Annotated in this window: 17 protein-coding genes and 1 pseudogene; 6 read left to right on the top strand and 12 right to left on the bottom strand. The window is 74.7% G+C overall.

The window, feature by feature from the left end; genetic code table 11:
* The first annotated feature begins 17 nt into the window (after positions 1–17).
* The 6 genes from IW248_RS09030 to IW248_RS09005 all read left to right on the top strand — a co-directional run bounded on the left by IW248_RS09030 (position 18) and on the right by IW248_RS09005 (position 5,109).
* The gene (locus tag IW248_RS09030; RefSeq protein ID WP_196926570.1) at positions 18–776 is read left to right on the top strand and encodes a class I SAM-dependent methyltransferase; all 759 of its coding nucleotides are present in this window, start codon (positions 18–20) and stop codon (positions 774–776) included.
* Positions 777–858: 82 nt separating this feature from the next.
* Positions 859–1,332 (top strand): fluoride efflux transporter FluC, encoded by a 474-nt coding sequence (locus tag IW248_RS09025; protein WP_196926569.1) that lies wholly within the window; start codon positions 859–861, stop codon positions 1,330–1,332.
* A complete protein-coding gene (gene crcB, locus IW248_RS09020) occupies positions 1,329–1,691 on the top strand; it encodes a fluoride efflux transporter CrcB (RefSeq protein ID WP_196926568.1) in 363 nt (120 codons plus the stop codon). Before IW248_RS09025 ends, crcB begins: the two co-directional genes overlap by 4 nt.
* A gap of 66 nt (positions 1,692–1,757) precedes the next feature.
* A complete protein-coding gene (locus IW248_RS09015; RefSeq protein WP_091398392.1) occupies positions 1,758–2,282 on the top strand; it encodes a PadR family transcriptional regulator in 525 nt (174 codons plus the stop codon).
* A complete protein-coding gene (locus IW248_RS09010) occupies positions 2,279–2,959 on the top strand; it encodes an ABC transporter ATP-binding protein (RefSeq protein ID WP_124816310.1) in 681 nt (226 codons plus the stop codon). Before IW248_RS09015 ends, IW248_RS09010 begins: the two co-directional genes overlap by 4 nt.
* A complete protein-coding gene (locus tag IW248_RS09005; RefSeq protein WP_196926567.1) occupies positions 2,956–5,109 on the top strand; it encodes an FtsX-like permease family protein in 2,154 nt (717 codons plus the stop codon). The genes IW248_RS09010 and IW248_RS09005 overlap by 4 nt, the downstream gene beginning before the upstream one ends.
* A gap of 3 nt (positions 5,110–5,112) precedes the next feature.
* On the opposite strand, the gene cobA is transcribed toward IW248_RS09005, so the two are convergent.
* From cobA to cobN, 12 genes and pseudogenes are all read right to left on the bottom strand, one after another.
* Positions 5,113–6,822, bottom strand: coding sequence for a uroporphyrinogen-III C-methyltransferase (gene cobA / locus IW248_RS09000; protein ID WP_196926566.1), 1,710 nt, complete (start codon positions 6,820–6,822; stop codon positions 5,113–5,115).
* Positions 6,819–7,415 carry a precorrin-8X methylmutase gene (locus tag IW248_RS08995; protein WP_196926565.1) on the bottom strand — a complete coding sequence of 199 codons (597 nt, stop codon included), beginning with the start codon at positions 7,413–7,415 and terminating at the stop codon, positions 6,819–6,821. Before IW248_RS08995 ends, cobA begins: the two co-directional genes overlap by 4 nt.
* Entirely contained in the window at positions 7,412–7,609 is a 198-nt protein-coding gene (locus tag IW248_RS08990; protein ID WP_196926564.1) for a DUF362 domain-containing protein, read from the bottom strand. Before IW248_RS08990 ends, IW248_RS08995 begins: the two co-directional genes overlap by 4 nt.
* Positions 7,597–9,339: a precorrin-3B C(17)-methyltransferase gene (gene cobJ / locus IW248_RS08985; protein WP_196926563.1), complete on the bottom strand. Its 1,743-nt coding sequence runs from the start codon at positions 9,337–9,339 to the stop codon at positions 7,597–7,599. The genes IW248_RS08990 and cobJ overlap by 13 nt, the downstream gene beginning before the upstream one ends.
* Positions 9,336–10,733 (bottom strand): precorrin-6y C5,15-methyltransferase (decarboxylating) subunit CbiE, encoded by a 1,398-nt coding sequence (cbiE, locus tag IW248_RS08980; RefSeq protein WP_372432758.1) that lies wholly within the window; start codon positions 10,731–10,733, stop codon positions 9,336–9,338. The genes cobJ and cbiE overlap by 4 nt, the downstream gene beginning before the upstream one ends.
* Positions 10,694–11,764, bottom strand: a pseudogene (locus tag IW248_RS08975) (cobalt-precorrin-5B (C(1))-methyltransferase); the annotation flags it as partial. The pseudogene IW248_RS08975 and the gene cbiE, both read right to left, overlap by 40 nt.
* A complete protein-coding gene (gene cobM, locus IW248_RS08970; protein ID WP_196926561.1) occupies positions 11,761–12,606 on the bottom strand; it encodes a precorrin-4 C(11)-methyltransferase in 846 nt (281 codons plus the stop codon). The pseudogene IW248_RS08975 and the gene cobM, both read right to left, overlap by 4 nt.
* Positions 12,603–13,382: a precorrin-2 C(20)-methyltransferase gene (gene cobI, locus IW248_RS08965; RefSeq protein ID WP_196926560.1), complete on the bottom strand. Its 780-nt coding sequence runs from the start codon at positions 13,380–13,382 to the stop codon at positions 12,603–12,605. The genes cobM and cobI overlap by 4 nt, the downstream gene beginning before the upstream one ends.
* Positions 13,379–14,734, bottom strand: coding sequence for a cobyrinic acid a,c-diamide synthase CobB (locus tag IW248_RS08960; protein WP_196926559.1), 1,356 nt, complete (start codon positions 14,732–14,734; stop codon positions 13,379–13,381). The genes cobI and IW248_RS08960 overlap by 4 nt, the downstream gene beginning before the upstream one ends.
* Positions 14,728–15,339: a cob(I)yrinic acid a,c-diamide adenosyltransferase gene (cobO, locus tag IW248_RS08955; protein ID WP_196926558.1), complete on the bottom strand. Its 612-nt coding sequence runs from the start codon at positions 15,337–15,339 to the stop codon at positions 14,728–14,730. Before cobO ends, IW248_RS08960 begins: the two co-directional genes overlap by 7 nt.
* Before the next feature lie 72 nt (positions 15,340–15,411).
* On the bottom strand, positions 15,412–17,667 hold the full coding sequence (locus IW248_RS08950) for a magnesium chelatase subunit D family protein (protein WP_196926557.1): 2,256 nt from the start codon (positions 17,665–17,667) through the stop codon (positions 15,412–15,414).
* Entirely contained in the window at positions 17,664–21,332 is a 3,669-nt protein-coding gene (cobN, locus tag IW248_RS08945) for a cobaltochelatase subunit CobN (protein ID WP_196926556.1), read from the bottom strand. Before cobN ends, IW248_RS08950 begins: the two co-directional genes overlap by 4 nt.
* Positions 21,333–21,406 lie beyond the last annotated feature (74 nt).

Below are 21,406 nucleotides of genomic sequence, written 5' to 3'. Positions count from 1 at the left end.
TAACTAGCCTCATCGCCATGAGTCCTTACATCGTGGATCCCTGGGCCTGGCAGGAGAGCTGGGACCGCCAGCAGGAGGCCTACCTCCCGGACCGGGAACACCGGTTCACCGCCATGCTCGACGCCGTCGACGCGGTCCTCGACGGCCGGCCACCGCGCGTGCTCGACCTGGCCGGCGGCACCGGCACCATCTCGCTGCGGACGCTTGCGCGCTTCCCCGCCGCAGAGACGACAGTTGTCGACCTCGACCCGGCGCTGCTCGCCATCGCCGGCGCCTCGCTGGCCGACCGGGCCACCATCATCACGGCCGACCTCGGCACCCCCGACTGGCGATCCACGCTCCCCCACCACGAGTACGACGCCGTGCTCACCGCCACCGCCCTGCACTGGCTGCCAGCCGACCGCCTCGGGCAGCTCTACGCCGAGCTACGCGACGTGCTGCGACCGGGCGGCGTCTTCGTCAACGCCGACCACATGCCCGACGACACGCTGCCGGAGCTGACCAAGCGGCTGATGGACCGCGCCCGGGACCGCCGCAACGCCCGGTACACCGCCGGCTCGATGCTGTCCTGGTCGGACTGGTGGGCGCGGGCCGGCGCCGACCCGGCGCTCGCCCCGCTGGTCGCCCAGCGACACTCGATCTACCCGACCGGGCACAGCCCCGAGTGGAACCCGCCAGTCTCCTGGCACCTGGCCGCGCTCACCGCGGCCGGCTTCAGCGAGGTGGGCACCCTCTGGCGAGGCGGACCGGACGCCGCGGTCGCGGCGGTGCGCTGACGCGCTGCCGCCGGCAGTAACTGACGCCGCTGTGGGCGGCAGCGCGCTGACGCCGCTGCCGCCGGCACTACGCTGAGGAGTCGTGCCAGAGCCGTTCGAGCCACGTACCGACCCCGACGTCGACCTGCGCGTTCCCGCCGACCGCCGCGAGCTGACCACGCGCCCAGCGACGATCCTCGCCACGATCGCGGCCGGCGGGATGCTCGGCGCGCTGGCCCGGGCCGGCCTGCAACACGTCGCCCCGCACCCAACGACCGGCTTCCCGTGGGCCACGTTCAGCATCAACACGTCCGGCTGCCTGCTGATCGGCGTGCTGATGGCGGTGCTCGGGCACCTCGACGGTGGACACCCCCTGGCTCGCCCGTTCCTCGGGGTGGGGGTGCTGGGCGGGTTCACCACCTTCTCCACCTACGCGGTCGACGTCCAGCAGGCGCTCGTCGCGGGCGCACCGGGCACCGCGCTGGCGTATCTCGCCGCGACGGTGCTCGGGGCGCTCGTCGCCGTCGGCTTGGGCGACGCCCTCACCGCCGGGCTGCTGCGGCGGGCGACCCGATGACGGTGCTGCTGATCGCCCTGGGTGCGGCCGTCGGCGCGCCGCTGCGCTACCTCACCGACCGGGCCGTGCAGTCCCGGCACGGCTCGGCGTTCCCCTGGGGCACGCTACTCGTCAACGTGGCCGGGTCGCTGCTGCTCGGCGTCCTGGTCGGGTGGCCGGCCGACCCGGCGGTCAGCGCGTTGCTCGGCACCGGGTTCTGCGGCGCGCTGACCACCTACTCCACGTTCAGCTACGAGACGCTGCGGCTGACCAGGAGCGGCCATCGACTCCTCGCGCTGACCAACGCGCTGGGCAGCGTGGCCGCCGGGCTCGCCGCGGCCACCGCCGGCTACGCCCTGGCCCGCGCCCTGACCGGCTGACCAGGCACGACCCGCAACACACTGAGGGTATATACGCGGGGTATACCCTCAGTGTATTCTGCTGGCATGAGCGTGCCACTGACCCTCCTCGGCCTCCTCGAACGGGAGCCCAGCCACGGATACGACCTGAAGCGCGACTACGACGCCTTCTTTGGCCGGGGCAAGCCACTGCCGTTCGGCCAGGTCTACTCCACCCTCAGCCGGCTGGCCCGCGACGGCAAGGTGGTGATCAGCGACGTCGCCCCCGGCTCCGGCCCCGACCGCAAGCGCTACATCATCACCGACGTCGGCGCGACCGAGGTCGAGCAGTGGCTGACCCAGCCGGTCGACCCGGAGCCACACCTGCAGACGGTGCTCTTCGCCAAGGTCGTGCTCGCGCTGATGCTGGACCGGCCGGCCGCCGAATACCTCGACACCCAGCGCAGCGCGCACCTGCACCGCATGCGTGAGCTGACCGAGATCAAGCGCGCCGGCAGCCTGGTGGACGCGCTGCTCGCCGACCACGGCCTCTACCACCTCGAGGCGGACCTCCGATGGATCGAGATGACCGGCGCCCGACTGGACGCCCTGCGGAAAGAGGTGCGGCCGTGAGCGTCGTGATCGAAGCGCGCGACGTGGAGTTCTCCTTCGGTCAGACCCCCGCCCTGCGCGGCGCCAACGTCGCCGTGGAGGCCGGTGAGATCCTCGCCGTCATGGGCCCCAGCGGCTCGGGCAAGTCCACCCTGCTGCACTGCCTGGCCGGCATCCTGGTGCCCGACTCCGGCGAGATCCTCTTCGACGGGGCCGGGGTGCACGCCATGGCCGAGACCGAGCGCAGCAGCCTGCGCCGGGACCGGTTCGGTTTCGTGTTCCAGTTCGGTCAACTCGTCCCCGAGCTCACCGCGGTGGAGAACGTCGCGCTGCCACTGCTGCTCAGCGGCGTACGCCGAAAGCAGGCGCTGCCCAAGGCGTACGACTGGTTCGCGCGCCTCGGCCTGGACGGCCTGGAGCAACGGCGCTCGGGTGAACTCTCCGGCGGGCAGGCGCAACGCGTCGCCCTGGCCCGCGGCCTGGTCGCTGAGCCGCAGGTGCTCTTCGCCGACGAGCCGACCGGCGCGCTCGACTCGCTCACCGGCGAACAGGTGATGGACCTGCTGGTCGGCGCCGCCCGCGAGCAGGGCACCACTGTCATCCTGGTCACCCACGAGCCCAGGATCGCGGCGTACGCCGACCGCGAGGTCATGGTCCGCGACGGGCGCGTGAACGCGCCGGACCGGATCGCCTCGTGATCCGCTTCGGGCTCCGCCTCGTCCTGGCGGGCGGCCGTGAGGCGCTCACCCGCCTGATCGTCATCGCCGCCGCCGTCGCGATCGGCAGCGGGCTGCTGTTGACCACCCTCGCCGGGGTCAACGCGGTCAACGCCCAGCTCACCCGGTACGCGTCGATGTATCCCAACGCCTCGGCCGGCGACGCCGACCCGCTGTGGTGGTCGAACCGGCAGGACTACTTCCACGGCAAGCAGATCATTCGGATCGACGTCGCCGCCACCGGCTCGACAGCGCCGACCCCGGTCGGTATCCCGAGCACTCCGGGGCCCGGCGAGTACTACGCCTCGCCCGCGTTTCGCGAACTGCTGGCCGACCACCCGGCCGACCAACTGGGCGACCGCTACCCGGGGCGTGACCTCGGCACCGTTGGTCCGGCCGCGCTGACCTCGCCGGACACCCTGCTCGTCATCGCCGGTGGCACCCCCGACCAGGTCGGCAAACTGCCCAACGCGCAGCAGGTCACCAGGGTCGGCGACAGCCCGGCCCTCCCCGAGGCCACGGTGAACCTCATCCTGGGCGTGATCGCCGGCGGGTTGCTGTTCCCGGTGCTGATCTTCATCGGCACCGCCACCCGCCTCAGCGCCGCCCGCCGGGAGCAGCGCTTCGCCGCGATGCGCCTGGTCGGTGCGACACCCCGGCAGATCTCGATGGTCGCCGCGGTGGAGGCGGCAGCCGCCGCAGTCGCCGGCACCGCCGTCGGCTTCGGCCTGTTCTACGCCTTCCGCGACCCGCTCGCGAGCATCCCGTTCACCGGCATGCCGTTCTTCCCCAGCGACATGTCCCTGGGCGTGCTGAACGTCCTGCTCGTGGCGCTCGGCGTCCCGGCCGGCGCGGCGCTGGCGGCCCAGGTCTCGCTGCGCCGCGTACGGATCTCGCCGCTGGGCGTCACCCGCCGGGTCACCCCACGGGCACCGCGCGCGTACCGGTTGATTCCGGCTCTGCTCGGTGTTGCCGTGCTGGTGTTCGCGCTCGGTTACCGACCCGAGTCGTCCGACGGCCAGACCGCGATCTTCCTGCCCGGTCTGCTGCTCATCATGGCCGGCCTGGTGATCGCCGGCCCGTGGCTGACGATGGTCGGTGCCCGGGTCCTGGCCCGGTACGCCAACCGCCCGGCCACGCTCATCGCCGCGCGCCGCCTGGCCGACAACCCGAAGGCCGGCTTCCGGGCGATCAGCGGCATCATGCTCGCGCTCTTCGTGACGAGTGTGGCCGTCGGCGTGATCACCACGATCGTCGCCAACCGTGGCCCGGCGCCCACCGGCTCGACCGACGCGGGCACAGTGACCACCGTCTTCGACGAGAAGACGACGTCGGTGCCCGACACGCTCTTCGCCGAGCTACGGGCGATCACCGGTGTGCGGTCCTCGACCGCCATCCGCGAGAACCCGGTGGTGACCGACTCCGGCGAGGTCGGGGTGATCGCGTGCACCGACCTCCCGAGCGCGTACGGTCGGTGCGCCGACGGCGCGAGCGTCATCGAGGTGCCGTTCGGCCTCAGCCGCTGGCGGGAGTCGGCGTCGCCCGCGACGGTCTGGCCGGCCGCGTCGCTCACCCTCGACGAACTCCAACGGCTACCGGTCGGGGCGATGGTCGTCGGCACGGACGGCTCCGCCGCCGCCGTCGAGCGCACCCGCACCGTGCTGGAGGTCGCCTTCCCGACCTTCTGGACGGGGCCGAACGTGCCCGGCGACTTCGAGTCGGACTTCGCCAACACGATGCGCGGCTGGGAACAACTGGCCAACGTCATCATCGTGGCCAGTCTCGCGCTCGGCGGGTGCAGCCTCGCGGTCAGCGTCATCGGCGGTCTCACCGAACGCCGACGCCCGTTCAGCCTCCTGCGCCTCAGCGGCGCGCCGGTGCGGATACTGCGTCGGGTGGTGGCGCTGGAGAGCGCCGTACCGATGCTCGCCGTCGCCGCCGTCGCCATCGGCATGGGCCTGCTGGCCGCCCACCTGTTCCTGCGGGCGCAGATGGACTACACGCTCGTCGCGCCGGAGCCGCGCTTCTACGTGATCGTCGTCGTCGGGTTGGCCGCCTGCCTCGGCGTCATCGCCTCCACCCTGCCGCTGCTGGAACGCATCACCGGGCCGGAGACCGCCCGCAGCGAGTAGTCGTCAGACCGTCGGCCCGGTGGTGGTGAGGGCGACCACCGGGCCGAGGACGAAGACGGCGGGCGGGCCGACACCTTCCCGGGCGGCGGCGGCGCCGATCTCGTCCAGCCGGGCGGGCACGGACCGCTGCGCGGGCAGCCCGGCGTCCTGCACGGCCAGCACCGGGGTCTCCGGGGCACGGCCGTGCTCGATCAGCACGGTCGCGATCTTGGCGATGGTGTCGACGGCCATCAGCAGCACGACGGTGCCCCGGGCCCGGGCCAGCGCCGCCCAGTCGACGAGCGAGTCGGGGTGCCCGGGCGGCAGGTGTCCGGACACGACTGTGACGTCGTGCGCCACACCCCGGTGCGTCACAGGTACGCCGGCGAGGGCCGGGGCGGCGAGCGCACTGCTCACCCCCGGGACCACAGTCACCGGTACGCCGCCCGCCACGCAGGCCTGCACCTCCTCGTGGCCGCGCCCGAAGACGTACGGGTCACCGCCCTTGAGCCGGACCACCCGGCGACCGGCGCGGGCGTGCGACACCAGGGCCTCGTTGATCGCCTCCTGGGCCATCGACGGGCCACGGGGCACCTTCGCGGCGTCGACCACCAGCACGTCGGGGCGCAGCCCGGCGAGCAGCCCCTGCGGGGCGAGTCGGTCGACCACCACGACGTCCGCCGCGTCGAGCAGCGCCTTTCCACGTACCGTGATCAGGTCGTCAGGCCCCGGCCCGCCGCCGACCACGGCGACCGAGCCGTGGCCGTGGTGTGCGTGCCCGTGGTGGTCGTGCCCGTGGTGGTGGTGGCCGTGGTGGTGGTGGCCGACCGGGTCGTCGGGGTGGTCGTGCGGGCGTTGCGGGCGACCCACCTTGTCCGCGAAGCCGGGCATCAACACCCGGTACGCGCAGGTGTCGCAGTTCATCCGGATGTCCCCGCCCAGCGCCTCGGCGTACCGCTCCAGGACGAGGTCGGCGAGGGCGTCACAGTCGCCGATCACCTCGGCGACGCGGACGTCCAGGTCGGGGTGGGCGGCGGCGAACTCGGCCGACTGGGCGACGATCCGGTCCGGCAGCACCCCGGCGAACAGGAAGTACGGCGCCACCACGATCCGTCGCGCGCCGAGGCGGCGCAGCCGCTCCAGCACCTCCGGCACCGACGGTTGCGCCAGGGAGATGAAGCCCGGCTCCACGCCCGCGTAGCCGCGCCCCTCCCAGAGCAGCCGGGCGACCTTGGCGACCTCGGCGTTGGCGTCCGGGTCGGTGGACCCCCGCCCGATCAACGCGACCCACGTGCCAGCCCGGTCGGCACCGGGCAGCTCCGTGCCGGCCCGGTCGGCACCCGCCAGCGCCGTGCCGGCCCGGTCCGAAGCGGCAAGTGCGGTGTCGATGCGTTGTTCGAGGGCTTCGTGCAGCAGCGGATGGGGGCCGAGCGGACGACCGTAGCGGTAGCTCAGCCCGGGGTGGCGCTGCTGCTCCCGGGCCATCGCGGCCGGGATGTCGCCCTTGCCGTGGCCGGCGCCGGTGAGTACCAGCGGCAGCGCCACCAGCGCCCGGTGCCCGCGGGCGACGAGCGCGCCGACCGCGTCGGTCAACGGTGGGCGGGACAGCTCGATGAAGCCGCCCTCGACGTCGCCGATGTCACAGCGACCGCGGACCCGCTCGACGAGAGCGGCGAACTGCTCGACCCCGGCCGCGCTACGCGTGCCGTGCCCGACGATGACCAACCCGGTCATGACTTCTCCTCGACGTAGAGCAGGGCGTTGAGGGCGGCGGCGGCGACCGCCGAGCCACCCTTCTCACCCACGTTGGACACGGCGGGCAGGCCGCTGGCCCGCAGCGCCGCCTTCGACTCGGCGGCGCCCACGAAGCCGACCGGCAGACCGACGACCAGCGCCGGCGCGGCGCCCAGCGTGAGTAGTTCGACAAGCGCCGTGGGCGCGCAGCCGACCACCCAGACCGCGCCCGGTCCGACCCGCTCCAGGGCGATCCGGACGGCCGCCGCCGAGCGGGTGATGCCGGCCGTGCGGCCCAGGGCGGCGGCGGCCGGCTCGGCTACCGGGCAGACCAGTTCCAGGCCGGCCCGGGTGATGCCGGCGGCGACCATCGCCACGTCGGTGACCACTGGCGCCCCGGCGCGCAGCGTGGCCAGCCCCGACTCCAGGGCGGCCTCGTCGCAGACCAGCTCGTCGACGTACGCGAGGTCGGCGCTGGCGTGCACCACCCGCTCGGTCACCGCTCGGCTCAGCGGCGGTAGGTGCGACAGGTCGACGCGCTCGCGCAGGATGCGGTACGACTCGACCTCGATGGGGTGCACCACCCGGTTCATCGGGCTCCTTCAGCACTGTCGGGCTCGACGACGCGGATCGCGTCGACCGGGCAGATCTCCAGGCACTCCAGGCAGCCGGTGCACCGGTCGGCGCGGACGGTGAGGCCGCCGGCGACCGGCCGGATCGCGTGCGTGGGGCAGGTGAGCAGGCAGGCCCCGCAGCCCTGGCAGGCGTCGATCGTCACGAGCGCCACCGGTACCCCCGGGGTGTGACCATCCGGCCGGCGACCAGTCGCGTGTCGGTGCTGCCGACGACCACGACGCTGTACATGTCGACGATGGACGGGTCGAGCGTGGCCACTGTCGCGAGGTGCACCCGTTCGCCGGGGCGGCTGGCGTTGCGCACCACGCCGACCGGGGTGTCCGGTGGCCGGTGCGCGGCGAGGATGCCGAGTGCCTTGCCGAGCTGCCAGTCGCGGGCCCGGCTGCGCGGGTTGTAGAAGAGCGTGACGAAGTCACCCTCGGCGGCGGCGGTCACCCGCCGCTCGATGACGTCCCACGGGGTGTGCAGATCGGACAGGCTCAGGTAGGCGTGGTCGTGGCCGAGCGGCGCGCCGAGCAGCGCCCCGGCGGCCAGTGCGGCGGTGACTCCGGGTACGCCCACCACGTCGATCCGCTCGTCGGCGTACTCCAGGGCGGGGCTGGCCATCGCGTACACCCCGGCGTCGCCGGAGCCGATCAGCGCGACCGCCCGGCCGGCGGCGGCCTCGGCGACGGCGGCGCGCGCCCGTGCCTCCTCCGCGCCCAACCCGCTGGAGAGCACCCGGGTCCCCGGTCGGAGCACGTCGCGGACCTGGTCCAGGTACTGGTCGAGGCCGACCACCACGGCGGCGCGACGTAACTCGGCCACCGCACGCGGGGTGCGCAGGTCGGCGGCGCCCGGTCCGAGGCCGACGACGGCCAGCCGGCCACGTGGCGCGTGCCGGGCCACCGCCACGGTGGCCATCGCCGTCGCGGTCTTGCCCACCAGCAGCGTCGCGTCGTCGGCCCGGCCGTCCGTGCCGAGCAGGGCCGCGGCCTCCGCCACGCTCGGCGTGCCGACCGCGGCGCGGACCACCTCGCTGGGGTGCGGCACGTCGACCGCCGCCAGCCGCGTCGCCGGCCAGGTCACCAGGGGTACGCCGAGCGCGTCGGCGGTGCTGCGGATGCCCGCCTCGTCGGCCTTGATGTCGGCGGTGGCCAGGCAGCGCAGGCTCGCCGGGTCGAGGCCGGCCTCGGCCAGCACCCGGTGCAGCAGCTCCGTCACCTCGGCGGCGGGTACGCCCCTACTCGCGCCCACGCCGGCGACCAGCGACGGCGGCCGCAGCACGGCGGTCCGCTCGTCGGGCGGCACGACCCGGTCGGTGACCAGCAGCCGGTACCCGCCGTCCGACGTGTCCTCCTCCGTGGTGTCGCCGTCGGCGGCGCGCACGTTCGGGGGCAGGGCGGGCAGTGGCCAGTCGACGTCGGCGACCAGCCGGACCGGCTCGCCGTCCAGGATGGCCCGGGACACCGCGGCGACCGCGCCCTGCACGGGCCAGCCGAGGGTGTCCAGCCCCGGCAGGTCGACAGCGTCGGTGGCTGTGGTGATCACCGGTCGGGCGTCCAGCAGGTCGGCGACCTGCTCGGCGAGGGCGTTGGCCCCGCCGGCGTGCCCACCGAGCAGCGCCACGGCGTGCCGGGCGGCCTCGTCGACGACCACCACCGCCGGGTCGGTGCGCTTGTCGTCGAGCAGCGGCGCCACGATCCGCACCACCGCCCCGGTGGCCAGGAACGCGATCACCGCGTCACACACGGCCCAGGCGGTCCGCAGCGCGTCGGCGACGGTCTCCCCCTCGACCAGCCGGGCGTGCGGCCACGCGGCGGCCAGGGTGTCGGCGTGCCGGCGGCCGGCGGCGGTGGCCGCCACCAGGCCGATCCGGGCGGGTGGGTTCTGGTCGGTCACTGGCGCTCCCCGGTGAGGACGACCACCGGATTGGTGGCCGCGAGGCGGATCGACCCGCCGGGCAGGTCGGCGAGGCGGGCGGCGGAGAGCTGGCTGCCCTCGACGGTGTAGCCGGCGGCGCGCAGGAGACCCACGGCCGGTGCGACCCGGTCCAGTGCGGCCAGGGTGAGCACCACCCGCTCGGGTCGACGGGCCACCACGGCGGTGAGGACGTCGACACCGCCACCGCCGACGAAGACCGCGTCCGGCTCGGGGAGGTCGGCCAGGGCCGCCGGGGCACGACCGGTGACCAGCCGGACGTGCACGGCGTGCGCGGCGGCGTTGGCCTGGACGGTCGCGCCGGCCTCGGGATCCTGTTCGACGGCGAGCACGGCCGCGCCGAGCAGCGCGCACTCGATGCCGACCGAGCCGCTGCCCGCACCGATGTCCCAGATCAGCCGGCCCAGTCGGGGACGTAGCCGGGCGACGACGAGGGCGCGCACCTCCGACTTCGTGATCATGGAGTCGCGGTGGGCGTACCGGTCCTCCGGCAGCGCCCAGCCGCCAGCCGGCGCGGCGGCGGGCTGGTTGTCGGCGCGCATCCCGCCGACCGTGGCCCGATCGAGCGCGCCGTCGGTGGGCGCGGACGCGGCGGGTACGACGTCGGCGGGCGCGGGACCGGCGGTTGCGCCGTCGGCGAGGCTGAGCAGGACGTGCGGGTCGGCCCAGGTCTCGGCGGCGGCCTGCTCGGGGGTCACCGCGCGGATCCGTTCGGCGGCGGTGCCCAGGTGCTCGGCGACCAGCAGGCGGCGGGACCAGCCGATCAGGCCGCCGCCCAGCTCGGCGGCGCCGGCGCCGGGCGCGGTGAGCACGGCGACCAACGGCAGCGCCCGGCAGGCGTTCAGTGCGGCTCGGGGGTCGCGCCCGTGCGCGCTGACCACAGCCGCGCCGTCCCAGGGCAGCCCGGCGCGGGCGAACGCGGCGGCCACACTGGACACCGCCGGCACCACCCGCAGCGGCAGCCCGGCCGCGCGCAGCCGCCGGACGATGCCGAACAGGCCGGGATCGCCGCTGGCCAGCACCACGGCGGGCACCCCGGCGTCGGCGGCCTCGGCGAGGCGGCCCAGGGCGGGGGCGAGCGGCCCGAGGGTGATGGTGTCCGCGCCGGCCGGTACCGGCACCGCGGCCAGGTGCCGGGCCGCGCCGACCACCAGCCCGGCGGCGGCGAGCACCGGGGCGAGCGCCGGGTGCGGCGGGGCGCCCGCGGCATCCAGACCGACCACAGTCACGCCGCTCACCGGGGCCACCGGCCGGACGAGGCGACGACGTGCGCTCCGGCGAAGTCGACCATCGCCACGTCCACGGTGACCGTCGGCCCGGCGAAGCGTCGCAGCACCTGGCGGACCCGCTGACAGAGCAGGTCGCCGGCCGGGGCGAGCAGCCCGGCGGCCTCCCACAGCTCGTACGCGTGCCGCCCGGTGTTCGCCTCGGTCACGGCGGCGACCAGCGACGGGTCGCCGCCGGCCTCGGCGGTCACCGCGCCGAGCAGGGAGAGGTCCACAGTGGAGCGGGTGTAGTGGGTCATCAGGATGCCTGCCGCGAGTTTGGCGAGCTTGCCGGCCATGCCGACGAAGACCACACCGGTCATCGCGTCACCCACCGCGGCGGTCACCGCGGCCCCGGTGAAGTCGCCGACCTCGACGAAGCAGACCTCGGGCAGGTCGGGCAGGAGCGCGCGGGCGGCCCGCTCGGTACGCCCGCCGGTGCAGAGCACCACTGTCGGCTCGCCCTGGGCAGCCATCACGTGCACGGCCTGCACGACGCTGGCCCGCCACGACGCGGTGGAGAAGGGGCGGACGATCCCGGTGGTGCCGAGAATCGAGATCCCGCCGAGGATGCCGAGCCGGCGGTTGGTGGTCTTGCGGGCCATGATCTCGCCCCGGGGCACGCTGATCACCACCCGGACGCCGACCTCGCTGAGGTCGACCACCTCGGCCACCGCCTCGCCGATCATCCGGCGGGGGGTGTCGTTGATGGCCGGGCCGCCGACCGCGAGCCCGAGGCCGGGTTTGGTGACCGTGCCGACCCCGGCACCGCCGGCGAGCCGTAGGCCGGGGACGTCGGTCCAGTTGACGGTGGCGGTCAGCTCGGCGCCGTGGGTGACGTCCGGGTCGTCCCCGGCGTCCTTGACCACCACCGCCTCGGCGCGGACCGGTGGGGTGCCGGTCACCTCGCAGCGCTCCACCGGGAAGCGCACCCGGCGTCCGGCGGGCAGGCCGATCTCCACCTCCTGCTGGGTGGTGCCGGTGACAAGCGCGGTGACCGCGGCCTTGGTTGCCGCCGTCGCGCACGCGCCGGTGGTCCAGCCGGTGCGCAGCGCGGTGGGCCGGACCTTCGCGGTACGCGGCAGGTCCGGTTCGCGCAGCGGCGGTTCGGCGTACGTCACGGTGTGTGCCCCGGTGTGGCGGTCCCCCCGGTACGCGCGCTGGCCTGGCGACGCAGCTCGGCGCGGGCGGCCGGCTCGGCGCGGCGGAAGGTGTGGAAGTGCCCGGGGTGGTACAGGTGCGAGCGGGTGCCCTCGGCGGCGAGGGCCGGCCCGACCAGGAACAGGGTGTGCTTCCACAGTTTGTGCTGCTTGACCGTCGCCTCCAGGGTGCCGACCGTGCAGCGCACCACCAGTTCGTCGGGCCAGGTCGCCTGGTACGCCACCACGGCCGGGGTGTCCTCCGGGTAGCCGCCGGCCAGCAGTTCGGCCTGCACCTGTCCGGATCGGGCGGCGGAGAGGAAGAGCGCCATTGTGGTGCCGTGTCGGGCGAAGTCGCGGACGCGCTCGCCGGGCGGCATCGGGGTCTTGCCGCCTTCGAGGCGGGTGAGGATCACCGACTGGGCCACCTCGGGCACTGTCAGCTCCCGTCCGACGATCGCCGCGACGGCGGTGAACGAGGACACCCCGGGCACGATCTCGACGGCCAGGCCGAGGGCCCGGCACAGGTCCAGCTGCTCCTGCACCGCGCCCCACAGCGCCGGGTCTCCGGAGTGGATCCGAGCCACTGTCAACCCCTGCTCGGCGGCCCGCTCGTAGAGCGGCAGCACGCCCTCGATCGGTAGCTGCGACGAGTCGACGATCTCCGCGCCGGTGCGGGCGTGGTGGAGCACGTCGGCGTGCACCAGGCTCGCCGCCCAGATCACGATGTCCGCCTCGGCGATCACCCGCGCGGCCCGAAGGGTCAGCAGGTCCGCCGCCCCCGGGCCGGCTCCGACGAACCACACCTTGCCGTCGCTGGTCACAGCTTTCCTCCTCGGTGCTCGCGGCGGGCCGGAACCAGCAGCGTCGACAGGTACGGCAGGTCGTGCTCGGTGTTGTCGACCGGCCCGATCCGTTCACCGGGCAGCCCCAGGCTGCGTCCGAGCACGGCGTCGGCGAGACGACCCTGCCGGCGCAGCTCGGCGAGCAACTCCGGGTGCCGCCGCCAGCCCTTGTAGGCGACAACGGTGCCCGGCCCGGCCAGGGCGTCCGCGAAGAGCGCCAGGCCCGCGGTGGCCGGCAGCAGGGTGAGCGGTTCGCGTCCCTCACAGAGCGGGGTGCCGCTGCGCGCCGCCAGCTCCTGCATGGCGGTGATGCCGGGCACGGTCGCCACCCGCACCGCCGGGCGCAGCGCCCGGACGCTCTGGGCCAGGTAGCCGAAGGTCGAGTAGACGTTGGGGTCGCCGATGGTGGCGAACGCGAGGGACCGCGCCCCCGCGTCGATCGCCTCGACCACCACCCGCGCGGCCTCGTCCCAGGCCGCCGCCCGGCGGGCGGTCACCCCACCCCGGTCGTCCAGCGCGAACGGCAGCCGGCGCAGCCGGTCCGCCGCGACGTGGGAGCGCACCGTCGCCTCGGCCCGCCCGGCGTCCGTTGCCGGTGGCGTCGGACCGGCGGTCGCGGTGGTCGCGACCCGGTCCGCCATCACCGGTACGAAGACCAGGTCGGCCTCGCGCAGCAGCCGCACCGCCTTGACGGTGAGCAGTTCCGGGTCGCCCGGGCCGACGCCGACCCCGGTGAGCGTGGCGTCGGCGCTCATCGGCACGCCTCGACCAGTCGACGGGCCGCCTCCGGGTGACCGGCCCAGTGGGTGTGCAGGTAGGACGCGTGCACCCCGCCGGTGACGAAGCCGTGCTCGGTGTCGTTCCAGCGCCACGCCGACGTCTCGCCGTGCCCCGGGTCGGTGGCGGTGCGGTGGAACTCGTGGCCGCGTACGGGCTCGCCGGCGCGCGCCACCGGGGAGTCGGTGACGGCCAGGGCCTCCCGGTAGCCGAGGGTGAGACGCTCGGTCATCCGGGCGGTCAGGTCCAGTCGGCCGCACATGGGCACACCGTCCAGGGACCGCCCGAGGTAGAGCAGTCCGGCGCACTCGGCCACGATCGGCCCGTCGAAGTCGGCCAGTTCGGCGCGGAGCGCCGTGTTGTCGGCCAGTGTCTGCGCGTACGCCTCGGGGAAGCCGCCGCCGATCACCACCGCCCGGGTGCCGGTGGGCAGCGCCGGGTCGCGCAGCGGGTCGACGGTGACGACCTCCGCGCCGGCCGCGGCGAGCAGTTCGGCGGTCTCCGCGTACGAGAAGGTGAAGGCCGGACCACCGGCGAGGGCGACCCGTGGTCGCTCGACGCCGGCCGGCCCGCCGACGGCGGCGACCGGGTCCCACGCCGGGGTGGTCAGTGGCGGGGCGGTCCGGGCCAGGTCGAGCACGGCGTCGAGGTCCACTGTGGCCTCGACCAGTTCGGCGAGCGCGGTGACGATCGCGACGGATTCGGGTGCCCGCTCGGCGACCGGCACCAACCCGAGGTGCCGGGCCGGCGCGGCCACCTCGGCGGCGCGGGTGACCGCCCCGAGCACCGGTACGCCCACCTCGGCGAGGGCGTCGCGCAGCAGCATCTCGTGCCGGGGTGAGCCGACCCGGTTGAGGATCACCCCGCCGATCCGCACCGCCGGATCGAACGCGGCCATGCCGAGGGTGAGCGCGGCGGCCGACCGGCCCTGCGCGGTGGTGTCCAGCACCAGCAGCACGGGTGCCTCGATCAGCCGGGCGACGTGCGCGGTGGACGCGTAGTCGCGGCGGCCCACCGCCCCGTCGTGCAGGCCCATGACGCCCTCGACCACTGCGATGTCGGCGGGCGTGGGGACGCTCGCGCCGTGGCGCAGCAGCGGAGCGATCCGGTCGGCCCCGACCAGGAACGGGTCGAGGTTGCGCCCTGCTCGCCCGGCGGCGAGGGCGTGGTAGCCAGGGTCGATGTAGTCGGGGCCGACCTTGTGCGGGCTGACCGTCAGACCCCGACGGCGCAGCGCGGCGAGCAGCCCGGTGGCCACAGTGGTCTTGCCGTGGCCGCTGGCCGGGGCGGCGACCACCACCCGGGGCAGCGCCCAGTGCGCGCTCACCACTCGATGCCCTTCTGGCCCTTCTGGCCGGCGTCCATCGGGTGCTTGACCTTGGTCAGCTCGGCGACCAGGTCGGCGGCGGCGACCAGGCGCGGGTCGGCGTCCCGACCGGTGATCACGACGTGTTGGAAGCCGGGCCGGTCGGCCAGGGTGGCGACCACCTCGTCGACGTCCACCCAGCCCCACTTCATCGGATAGGTGAACTCGTCCAGCACGTACAGCCCGTAGCGCTCGGCGGCCAGGTCACGCTGAATCTGCCGCCAGCCCTCCAGGGCGTCGGCGGCGTGGTCGGCGTCGCCGCCGCGCTGGATCCAGGACCAGCCCTCGCCCATCTTGTGCCAGGCCACCGGGGCGCCCTGGCCGGTGCGCTCGTGCACCTCGCCGAGCGCCCGGAAGGCGTTCTCCTCCCCCACCCGCCACTTGGCGCTCTTGACGAACTGGAACACCCCGACCGGCAGGCCGGCCGTCCAGGCCCGCAACGCCAGCCCGAAGGCGGCCGTGGACTTCCCCTTCATCTGTCCGGTGTGGACGATCAGCAACTGTCGGTGCCGCCGCTGCCGGGTGGTCAACCCGTCAGCAGGCACGTGACTCGGTTGTCCCTGCGGCATCAGCACGTCCCCCGTCCCGCGGACACTCCCGCGATCTTGCGGTTTCTGTTGGTCATATGCGCACTTCGCCCTCTATGCCGCGACAGGAAGTGCAAGATCGCGGGGGTGAGGGTGGGTGAGGGCTTCCAGGGCGGTTCGGGGGGCGTTCAGCTGGGTGGCCAGGCGGGAGGCCAGGTTGAGGCGGACGGGGCCGGACTCGCAGTCGACGACCACGCAGGGGGCACCGGTTGACGCCAGGACCGCTGCCGCCGCTGCCGCCCGGTCGAGGGGACGAGTGCCCGCAGTGGCTCGCCCGTCGGTGACGACGAGGACCAACGGGCGGCGCTTCGGGTCGCGCAGGCGCTCCACCCGCAACAGGTCCGCGGCGGCGAGCAACCCCTCGGCCAACGGCGTACGCCCGCCGGTGGGCAACTCGGCCAGCCGGGTCGAGGCGGCCAGCACCGACGAGGTCGCCGGCAGCAGGGTCCGGGCGTCGGCGCCCCGGAACGCGATCACCGCGACCTTGTCCCGCCGCTGGTACGCGTCGGTGAGCAGGGCGAGCACCGCGTCCTTCACCGTGGTCATCCGCTGCCTGGCGCCCATCGAGCCGCTCGCGTCCACCACGAAGAGCACCAGGTTGCCCTCGCGCCCCTCACGAACCGCCTCGCGCAGGTCGTCCCGGCGCAGTCGCAGCGGACCGGTCAGCCGGCCCCGGGCGGCCTGGTGCGGCGCGGCGGCGCGGATCGTGGCCGGCAGGTGCAACGCCCCGACCCGGCCCGCCGGCACCCGCGCGCCGGTGGTGCGGCCCCGCCCGGTGCGGGCCCGCGAACGCCGGCCGGGCACCCCGTCACCCACGCCGGGCGCGGTGAGCACCCGCGCCTTCAACCCACCCCGAGGTACGGCCACCGGTTGGGACTCCCCGCCGCCGGTCGGCTCGTCGTCACCTGTCGCCGACTGCCGGCCGCCGCGCGGGCGCGCGTTCTGGCCGTCGCCGCCTCGGTCGCCCTGCTGGTGCTGCGGCCAGCCGTCGTCGTCGCCACGGTCGCCCGGCTGGTGCTGCGGCCAGCCGCCGGTGCCGTCCGGGCCGTCGGTGCGCCCCTCGGGGCCGGCGCCGTTCCGCGCCGTCGAGTGCTCCGTCGACCCGGGGTCACAGTCGTCGACGCCGTTGCCGCCCTGCGGTCCGCCGCCACTCGGGCCGCCCCCGTTCGGGCCGCCCCCGTTCGGGCCTCCGTCACCGGCCGGCCCACCGCCCTGCGGGCCGCCGCCATCCGGGCCACTGTCGTCGGGACCGGAGTCGTCCGGGTCGTCGGGGTGGGCGTCCTGGGCGCGCTGCAACGCCTCGTCGAGGCGCTTCTCGTCCAGCCCCGGGGTGTCGAACGGGTCGCGGCGGCGGCGGTGCGGCAGGGCCAGCCGGGCGGCCACCCGGACGTCGTCGATGGTGACCCGGTCCCGGCCGTGCCAGGCGGCGTGGGCGAGGGCGGTACGGGCGGTGACGATGTCGGCCCGCATCCCGTCCACGTCGAACGCCGCACACACCTCGGCGATCTGCCGCAAAGCGGCGTCCGGCAGGCGTACCCCGGGAAGTCGGCGGCGGGCGGCGACCACCTGGCCGGCGATCTCCGCGTCGGCGTCGGCCCAGCGGGCGGCGAAACCGACCGGGTCCGCGTCGGCGGCCAGCCGGCGGCGGACCACCTCGACCCGGATCTCCGGGTCCCGACTGGCACCCACCTCCACGGTGAGCCCGAACCGGTCGAGCAGCTGCGGGCGCAGCTCCCCCTCCTCCGGGTTCATCGTGCCGACCAGCAGGAACCGGGCCGCGTGACTGACCGAGACGCCCTCCCGCTCGACGTGGCTGCGGCCCATCGCCGCCGCGTCCAGCAGCAGGTCGACGAGGTGGTCGTGCAGCAGGTTGACCTCGTCGACGTAGAGCACCCCCCGGTGCGCGGCGGCGAGCAGGCCCGGCTCGAAGGCGCGTACCCCCTCGCCGATCGCCTTCTCCAGATCCAGCGCGCCAACCACCCGGTCCTCGGCGGCGCCCACCGGCAGCTCGACGAGGCGGGCCGGGCGGGTCTCGGCGGCGGCGTCGGCCGGGTGCGGGCCGTCCGGGCAGGCCGGGTCGGGCTCGGCCGGGTCACAGCCGAAACGGCAGCCGGCCACCCGGCGCACCGGCGGCAGCAGCGCGGCGAGCGCCCGCACGGCTGTGGACTTGGCGGTTCCCTTCTCACCACGGACCAGCACCCCGCCGATCGCCGGGGACACCGCGTTGAGCAGCAACGCCAGCCGCATGTCGGCCATGCCGAGCACCGCACTGAACGGGTAGGTCGTGGTGGTGGTGACGGTCTCGGTCATGCCCGGTCCTCCAGGTCGCCCTCGCTGGCCAGGTACGTGTCGCGCAGCCGGTCGAGGGTGGCCGGTTCCGGCTTGGCCCACAGCCCCCGGTCGGCGGCCTCCAACAGCCGTTCGGTGATGCCTCGCAGCGCCCACGGGTTGGACTTCTCCAGGAACTCCCGGGTCGTGTCGTCGAAGAGGTACGCGGCGGCCAGGTGCTCGTACATCCAGTCGTCGACCACCCCGGCGGTGGCGTCGTAGCCGAACAGGTAGTCCACCGTGGCCGCCAGCTCGAACGCGCCCTTGTAGCCGTGCCGGCGCATCGCGGCGATCCACTTCGGGTTGACCACCCGGGCCCGGAACACCCGTCGGGTCTCCTCGCCCAGGGTGCGGGTGCGCACGTCGTGCGGCATCGCCGAGTCACCCACGTACGCCTGCGGTGACGTGCCGGTGAGGTGGCGGACCATCGCCACCATCCCGCCGTGGTACTGGAAGTAGTCGTCGGAGTCGACGATGTCGTGCTCGCGGGTGTCCTGGTTCTTCACCGCCACCGCGATCCGGGCGAACGAGCGCTCCATGTCGGCGCGCGCCTCCCGCCCGTCCAGGCCCCGGCCGTACGCGTAACCGCCCCACACCGCGTACACCTCGGCCAGGTCGGCGTCGCTGCGCCAGGTCCGGGCGTCGATCAGGGGCAGCAGCCCCGCGCCGTACGCGCCGGGCTTGGAGCCGAAGATCCGGGCGGTGGCCCGCCGCTCGTCGCCGTGCTCGGCGACGTCGGCGGTGACGTGTGCCCGCAGGTAGTTCTCCTCGTCCGGCTCGTCCAGGGCGGCGACCCGCCGGACGGCGTCGTCGAGCAACGCCACGACGTGCGGGAACGCGTCGCGGAAGAAGCCGGAGATGCGCACTGTGACGTCGACGCGGGGCCGGCCCAGCTCGGCGGTCGACACCACCTCGACACCGGTGACCCGCCGGGACCTGTCGTCCCAGACCGGCCGGCAGCCCAGCAGCGCGAGCACCTCGGCGATGTCGTCGCCCTGGGTCCGCATGGCGCTGGTGCCCCACACGGTCAACCCCACCGAGCGGGGGTACGCGCCGGTGTCGGCGAGGTGCCGGGCCAGCAGCGAGTCGGCGAGGGCCACCCCGACGTCCCAGGCGTTGCGGCTGGGGATGGCCTTCGGGTCGACCGAGTAGAAGTTGCGGCCGGTGGGCAGCACGTTGACCAGGCCGCGGGTGGGTGAGCCGGACGGGCCGGGCGGCACGAACCTGCCGTCCAGCGCCCCGAGGGTGTTGGTGAGCTCGTCGGTGGTCCGGTCCAGTCGGGGCACCAGCTCGGTGGCGGCGAAGTGCAGCACCGCGGCGACGTCCGGGATCGACCGACCGGTCACCTCCGCCACCACGGCGTCGACGGTGTCCACGGCCCAGCCCAGGGTTTCCATGCCGACGACCAGCCGCCGCGCGAGGGCCTCGATGAGGTCGATCGCGTCGGCGGCGGTGCCGGCCGGTCCGTCCACCACGTCGGTCAGCGCCGGGGGAAGCGCCAGGCGCTGTCCCGGCGTCGCGAGCAGCTCCTGCTCGTCGAGGGAGTACGCGACGGCGAGGGCCTGCCGCAGGCCGGGCAGGGCGCGGGCACCGCCCCAGATCTGTGGGGCGCGCAGCACCGCGAGGACCAGGTTGACCCGTGGCTCGCCGGTGGGCGCGTCGGCGAGGATGTGCAGCCCGTCGCGGATCTGCACGTCCTTGACCTCGCAGAGGTACCCGTCGAGGTGCAGCACGAAGTCGTCGAAGTCGTCCGCGTCGGGCATGGCCTCGGCGTGCAGGTCGTGGTGCAGCTCGGCGGCGCGCACCAGGTCCCAGATCTGGGCCCGCACGGTGGGCACCTTGGCCGGGTCGAGGGCCTGCACTGTCGCGTACTCGTCGAGCAGTTGCTCCAGTTTGGCCAGGTCGCCGTAGGTCTCGGCGCGGGCCATCGGCGGGACCAGGTGGTCGACGACCACGGCGTGCGCCCGCCGCTTGGCCTGGGTGCCCTCGCCGGGGTCGTTGACGATGAACGGGTACACCAGCGGCAGGTCGCCGAGGACCGCGTCGGGCGCGCAGTCGGCGGCGAGGCCGAGGCCCTTGCCGGGCAACCACTCCAGGGTGCCGTGCTTGCCCAGGTGCACCACGGCGTCCGCGCCGAAGCCGCCGTCCGCGACGGGCGCTGTCAACCAGCGGTACGCGGCCAGGTAGTGGTGGCTGGGCGGCAGGTCCGGGTCGTGGTAGATGGCGATCGGGTTCTCCCCGAAGCCGCGGGGCGGCTGGATCAGCAGCACCACGTTGCCGAAGCGCAGCCCGGCGAGCACGATGTCGCCGCCCTCGGTGTACAGCTCGCCCGGTGGCTCACCCCAGTGCTCCCGCATCCGCTCGCGCAGCTCGGCCGGGACCTGGTCGAACCAGCGCCGGTACGTCGGCCCCGGTATCCGGGCCTCGGCGGCGGCCAACTGCTCCGGGGTGAGCCACTCCACGTCGTGACCACCGGCGGCGATCAGCGCGTGGATCAGCGCGTCGCCGTCGTCGGGCGGCGGCGCGTCACCCAGGTCGTAGCCGGCCTCGGCCAGCGCGGCGAACAGCCGGACCGCCGAGGCCGGGGTGTCCAGCCCGACGGCGTTACCGACCCGGGCGTGCTTGGTGGGGTACGAGCTGAGCACCACGGCGACCCGCTTGTCGGCGTGCGGCACGTACCGCAGCCGGGCGTGACGCACCGCGATCCCGGCGACCCGGGCGGCCCGCTCGGGGTCGGCGGCGTAGACCGAGAGCCCGTCGGCGTCGATCTGCTTGAACGAGAACGGCACTGTGACGATCCGGCCGTCGAACTCGGGGATGGCCACCTGCATGGCGGCGTCCAACGGGGACAGGCCGGCGTCGCTGTCGGCCCACTGCGCGTGCGTGCTGGTGAGGCAGAGCGCCTGGATGACCGGAACGTCCAGGGCGGCCAGGGCGCCCACGTCCCAGGCGTCCTCGTCGCCGCCACCGGAGGCGTCCGCGGCGACCGCGCCGCCGGCCGCGAGCACCGTGACCAGCAGGGTGTCACAGCGGGCGAACAGCCCGAGTGGGCCGGCGCCGGCGGTCAGCCCGCGCAGTGAGCCGCAGAAGATCGGCAGCGGGTTGCCGCCGGCCTTGTGGACGGCGTCCGCGAGCACGTCGACGAAGTCGGTGTTGCCGGCGAGGGCGTGCGCCCGGTAGAAGACGATTCCCACTGTGGGCCGGCCCGGATCGGTGGGGTGGTCGCCGTGCACGCCGTACGACGGGGTGGGTGTGGGCGGGGCGAACCCCTCACCGGTGAGCAGCACCGTGTCGGACAGGAACCGGGCCAGCTGCCCCAGGTTTTCCGGCCCGCCCTCGACCAGGTAGGCCAGCGCCTGGGTGACGACTCCGGACGGCACCGTGGAGATGGCCATCAGCTCCGCGTCGGGGAGCGCCTCGCCGCCGAGCACGACCGTCGGCACGCCGGTGGCGAGCACCGCGGCGAGGCCGTCCGGCCACGCCTGCCGACCGCCGAGAAGGCGTACGACGACGAGGGCGACGCCGTCGAGCAGGGCGGGCACCTCCTCGACGGTGACCCGCGCGGGGTTGGCCAACCGGTAGTCGGCGCCGCTGGCACGGGCGGCCAGCAGGTCGGTGTCGGCGGTGGACAGCAGCAGGATGCGCACGGCAGGCTCCGGAAAGTGACGTCCTGGGCCGCCACGAGGGCGACCGGGGACGATGCGGGTGGGTACGGCGTCAG

This window comes from Micromonospora ureilytica (genome assembly GCF_015751765.1).
Classification (GTDB): domain Bacteria; phylum Actinomycetota; class Actinomycetes; order Mycobacteriales; family Micromonosporaceae; genus Micromonospora; species Micromonospora ureilytica.
This window is presented reverse-complemented; position numbering and strand designations above follow the sequence as displayed.